Genomic DNA, 4,487 nt, shown 5'->3' on the forward strand with positions numbered 1-4,487 from the left:
TGTCCCCGCAACCAAGAACGACGACTGTCTAATTCACGGAATTACCGTGCAGGATTCAAAATCATCCTGCCGTCGAAATTTGTGGCGCGAAACGGCCGCGACCGTCCGGCGACCCAGTCCATCTCCCTGTCCGCATAATGCGGAGATCCGAACTGCCCAGATTGGCCGGCCGCCATCTGCATCAAGCCCTCCGACTCGCGCCCCGGCGCGACGACCATGCGCGCATTTGCTCCCGAGCTCTTGCCCGCATCCGCAAAGTAAAACCGGACACATTGCCTACATCCCGCAACGGGAACGCGCGGCATGTTCAGAACGGGAGCCAGCAACGGCGTCGCGGCGGCAAGCGGATGACGGATTTCGACCCTGTTCGCCTCTCCCCACCGAAGATCGTCGACAGGACGGCGTCCATTGGACTGCGCCAGACGCCGCGCGCTCTCCCTCAGCACGGCGCGCAAAAAATGCGGCCAATCGCGATGCGTATCGCGATCCGGCAAAAGTTCGGCCCGTCCGCTGTCGATAATGCGTTGTACGGGGACGTCCGCATTGCTCCATTCATAGACGAAGCCCGGCTCCAGCGCGCGGCATCGCGCCAAGAGCGGCGACAGAACGGCGTCGATCAGCGAGTTTCGGAATTCGACGATCAGCGGCAACCCGAGACTATTGTCCTCCGCGCGCCCGTCCCAGGTTTCGAGCGCGTGGATCAGTGCGGCGGCGTCTTTGTCGCCCTCGCTCTCGGGAGCGTTCAATGCGCGCCGCGCCAGAGTCTGATAATAGCGGTAGAATTCCGTGGAGGCGTCGAGTTGAAGCGCCGCCATGTCGCTCTCGTCGATGCGCGAAGACTCGTTCAGGCGCTGGTCGATTCGCCAGGCGCGGAAGCCGCCCGAATAGTCGTGGCCGATCTTCGGCGCGAAATCGGCGGCGCCGAGCATGCGCTGATTGGCGCTGACGATGTAGCCGGACGCGGGATCGACGATGCTGGGCAATTCTTGTTGTGAATAATAGCCGTCCCAACCGACCGAGCCGTCATCCCAAAATTCGGCGAAGAGGCCGCTCAGACCGCGTCTCTTTGGGATTTTCCCCATCAGCGTCCACATGACCGAGCCGGAACTGTCCGCAAGAAGAGCATTGAGCGGTGGAACGCCCGCGCCGCGCATGACCGGCGCGGCCTCCGCGGCGGTCGCGACGCTGTCCATGTCCATCAGGTCGAGATTGGTTGCGATCGGATCCAGCATCGTCCACCGGAGAGCGACCTCCTCGCCGAGAAGCGGCTCGGGTAGAACCGGCCCCCAGATCGTCTCTTTGACCTGCAGCACGATCTCCGGCGCGCCGCGCACGCCGATGCGCTCCACACGCGCCGAAAACTCACGCGCGCCATCGGACGTGAGATATTTCGACGGCTCGGCCGCATCTCTGCGCAGGCGGGCCAAATCGGCGAAATCGCCCTCGACGCTGGTCAGGCCCCAGGCGACGCGCCCATTCGTCCCCGTGATCACCATCGGCAAGCCCGGCAAGGTCAAGCCTTCCACCCGCCGTGAACCATAGGCGAGGTCGGCTTGATACCAGATGTTGGGCGTCTCGAGCGACAGATGCATGTCATTGGCGAGGATCGCGCGGCCGTCGCGCGTCTTCCCCCGCGCAACGACCCAGCCATTGGAGCCGCGCGGCGCACGTTCGTTCTGAACCAAGCCCGCGCTTCTCTCGCGTCCTCCCGCCTCGCGCATCAGCTGCTCTATCTCTCGCGCCGGAAGCGCGCCCGGCGTGCAGCGTTCGGGCGTTCGTGGCGCGAGCATCTCATTGTAGCAATCGCCGTCCGGCGTCAGGAAATCGACGACGGCCTCGGGCAAGGCCGCGCGCATGACGCTGGCCGCGCGCTCTTGATCTGCCGAATAAGACAAATCCGCCAGATTCAATGCAACCAGAATGCTGTCCTGCAGACGCCATGGCTCCGGCGCATACGCTAGAACAGTAAACTCCCAAGGCCATGCCAAAGCGTCGCGCATCGCTTGATTGACGCCGGCCGCATAGGCCGTCAGCGCCGCTCCCTGTTCGGCGGGAAGCTGTCGCAAGATGGCGCCTGCGAGACGTTCGAACCCCATCGCGCGGCTCCAACTGTCGTCCTTCACCAAAGCAGAGCCGAAAATCTCAGCCAATCGTCCGCCGGTCTTGCGGCGGAGCATGTCCATCTGAAACAGGCGATCGCGCGCCGTCGCATAGCCCAGGGCGGCGTAGGCGTCGGTTCGGCTCGTTGCGCGAATATGCGGAACGCCGACCGAGTCGAACTCCACCACGACAGCCTCGCCGAGCCCCGGCACAACATGCGAGCCGCCCTCCCAGGGGAGAGGCAGACGCACGACTCCAACGAGTGTCGCCGCTCCCGCCAGCAGAGCGGCGACGATGAGAACGCCCGAACGACGCATCGCCTTACGCATGTTGCAAGCGCTCCTCGCGATCGGCGCGAAATGTTTCATCGGCTCTGGAAAACGCCTCGATCTGTCCAGATGTCATGTGGAGCACGCGGTCGGCGAAGTGAAAATAGCGGTCGTCATGCGTGATCACGATGACCGTCTTGCCGAGCGCTTTCAGCTCCGGCAAAAGCTTGCGATAGAACAGCTCCCGGAACGGGGGATCCTGCTCGGCCGCCCATTCGTCGAACAAATAGAAGGGGCGATCCTCGACATAAGCGGTCAGCAGCGCCAATCGCTTGCGCTGTCCGCGCGACAGATCCACCGTGGAAAGCCGTCCGTTCTCGATACGCAGCTTCTTGTCGAGATCGAGAAGCTCCAACAGTTCCTGCGCGCGCTCCTGCGCTTTTGCGCCGGCATAGCCCAGCAACGAGTCGAAAATAAACGCGTCCGCGAAGACAGCGGAGAAATTCTGCCGATATGCCTCGCGATTGTCATGAGTGACGAGCGTTCCTCCCAGCCGAACGGCGCCGGCGTCGGGTGGAAAAAGACCCAGAACGAGCAGAGCCAGCGTCGTCTTGCCGCTGCCGTTGCCGCCGGTGACGAATATGAGCTCTCCCGGCTCGATACGAAGCGTGATCGGGCCGAGCCGATATCCCACGTCGTCATTCTCGCTCATATATCGATGCGTGACGCCTTCGAGCTCCAGAACGCCGGGCCGCGACTGGCGAAACGCCAGCGGCGCGTCAGCGGCGACTTCCGCCTCCGCCGTCAGACGCAAGCCCATCGCTTCGATGTTGCGTAGGGCTACGACGCCCTTGCCTATGTTGGGCAGCCAGCCGCCGACCAAGGATAGAGGGCCTCCGAGGAACAGGATCGCGAGGGTGAAGCCCGTCAGCGTCTCGGACGACGCTGCTTGAAAGCGCGGAACGACGAAGAGAACGAGACCGAGCAATAGATAGAATAGCGTTTCAGCCCAGCGGTCGATCAGGACGAAAATCACCAGCGCTTTGATTCTCTGCGTCTTGAGCGCGCCCGCCGTTTCGCGCAATTCATCGTCCAGAAAGGCGCGCCGGCGCCGCGCGTTCATCTTCAGCTCTTTGCCGCCTTCTGTGGCCGCGCGGAAATGATTGAACATCGCATTTTCGGTTTGCCGCGCCCGTTCCAGCCATCGCAAGGCCCATTTTTGCGGCGCTTGCAGACCGACGATGGTGACGATCACATAGATCGCGGTGATAAGAAAAAGCGGAGGCGACAGCATCCATAGATAGACGAAGACGGCGACGACCTTGGAGCCTTCGATGAACAGAGCCGGCAATACCTCTTGAGCGACCACGACGCTGTCGATATCCCTCGTGAGCGCGGCCATCAGGCGATGCGCTCCCAGAGCCTGCGCCTGACGCAGCGGCGCCGCAAGAATGCAACGGCTGAGCCACAGACGAAGGCTGTAGAGATTTTCCTGGGCGATCCGCGACAATAGGATCAGCGAGACGGCGCTCGACGCGAGCGCGACGAAGCAGAGCGCGAAAAAGCTGGCGGCGAGCTCGAACGTCCCGCGCCCCCCGCTTTCGAGCGCATGGGTGATGAAGGTCAAGAGCCGAGCGCTGCTCACGCCTGCGATCAGCCCGGTCGCGATCGACAACGTCAAGGCGGTCTTCGACGCCGCGAACACGCGCCACAAATGCAGAGCGGTTGTGCGCGGCGCATCCATTTCATTACCTCCATCACTCATGCGCCGCTCCGAGCTCTCTGCGCCAATTTTGCTCGCCGGCGCGCCGGCAGCGCGCCGACGGAAGCCTCGACCCGCAGGCGACCATCATCGAGGCGGACCAATATGCGTCGAGAATGGGTCTCGCACATGAGCTCCATGGCGTTCATATTTCGAATTCTTCGAAAGCGGCGGCCGACGAAGCTCGATCGCTGTGGGATGGGTTCAGCGCCTTCATCAGATCCACGGTCTCCGCGAGGACCGCGAGCCTATCGTTCCGATACACGAGAGAAATCGGCAGACTGACATTCAGCATGTTCGACACGCGCGCGACCAATTGCATCACGGTGAGCGAATGGCCGCCGAGCTCGAAGAAA

4 protein-coding genes are annotated in these 4,487 nt (G+C 62.7%); all 4 read right to left on the reverse strand.

Features of this window, described 5'->3' with window-relative positions; genetic code table 11:
• Nucleotides 1-41: 41 nt before the first annotated feature.
• Nucleotides 42-2,429: a penicillin acylase family protein gene (locus A1351_RS01635; protein WP_024881764.1), complete on the reverse strand. Its 2,388-nt coding sequence runs from the start codon at nucleotides 2,427-2,429 to the stop codon at nucleotides 42-44.
• Complete coding sequence (locus A1351_RS01640; RefSeq protein WP_051465558.1) at nucleotides 2,422-4,134, reverse strand: cyclic peptide export ABC transporter; 1,713 nt, start codon at nucleotides 4,132-4,134, stop codon at nucleotides 2,422-2,424. Before A1351_RS01640 ends, A1351_RS01635 begins: the two co-directional genes overlap by 8 nt.
• A complete protein-coding gene (locus tag A1351_RS26075; protein ID WP_371441442.1) occupies nucleotides 4,131-4,280 on the reverse strand; it encodes a hypothetical protein in 150 nt (49 codons plus the stop codon). Before A1351_RS26075 ends, A1351_RS01640 begins: the two co-directional genes overlap by 4 nt.
• Nucleotides 4,277-4,487: phosphopantetheine-binding protein (locus A1351_RS01645; protein WP_157096038.1), on the reverse strand; the 211-nt coding region annotated here is incomplete at its 5' end. The genes A1351_RS01645 and A1351_RS26075, both read right to left, overlap by 4 nt.

It is taken from the genome of Methylosinus sp. R-45379 (assembly GCF_001644125.1).
Lineage (GTDB): Bacteria > Pseudomonadota > Alphaproteobacteria > Rhizobiales > Beijerinckiaceae > Methylosinus.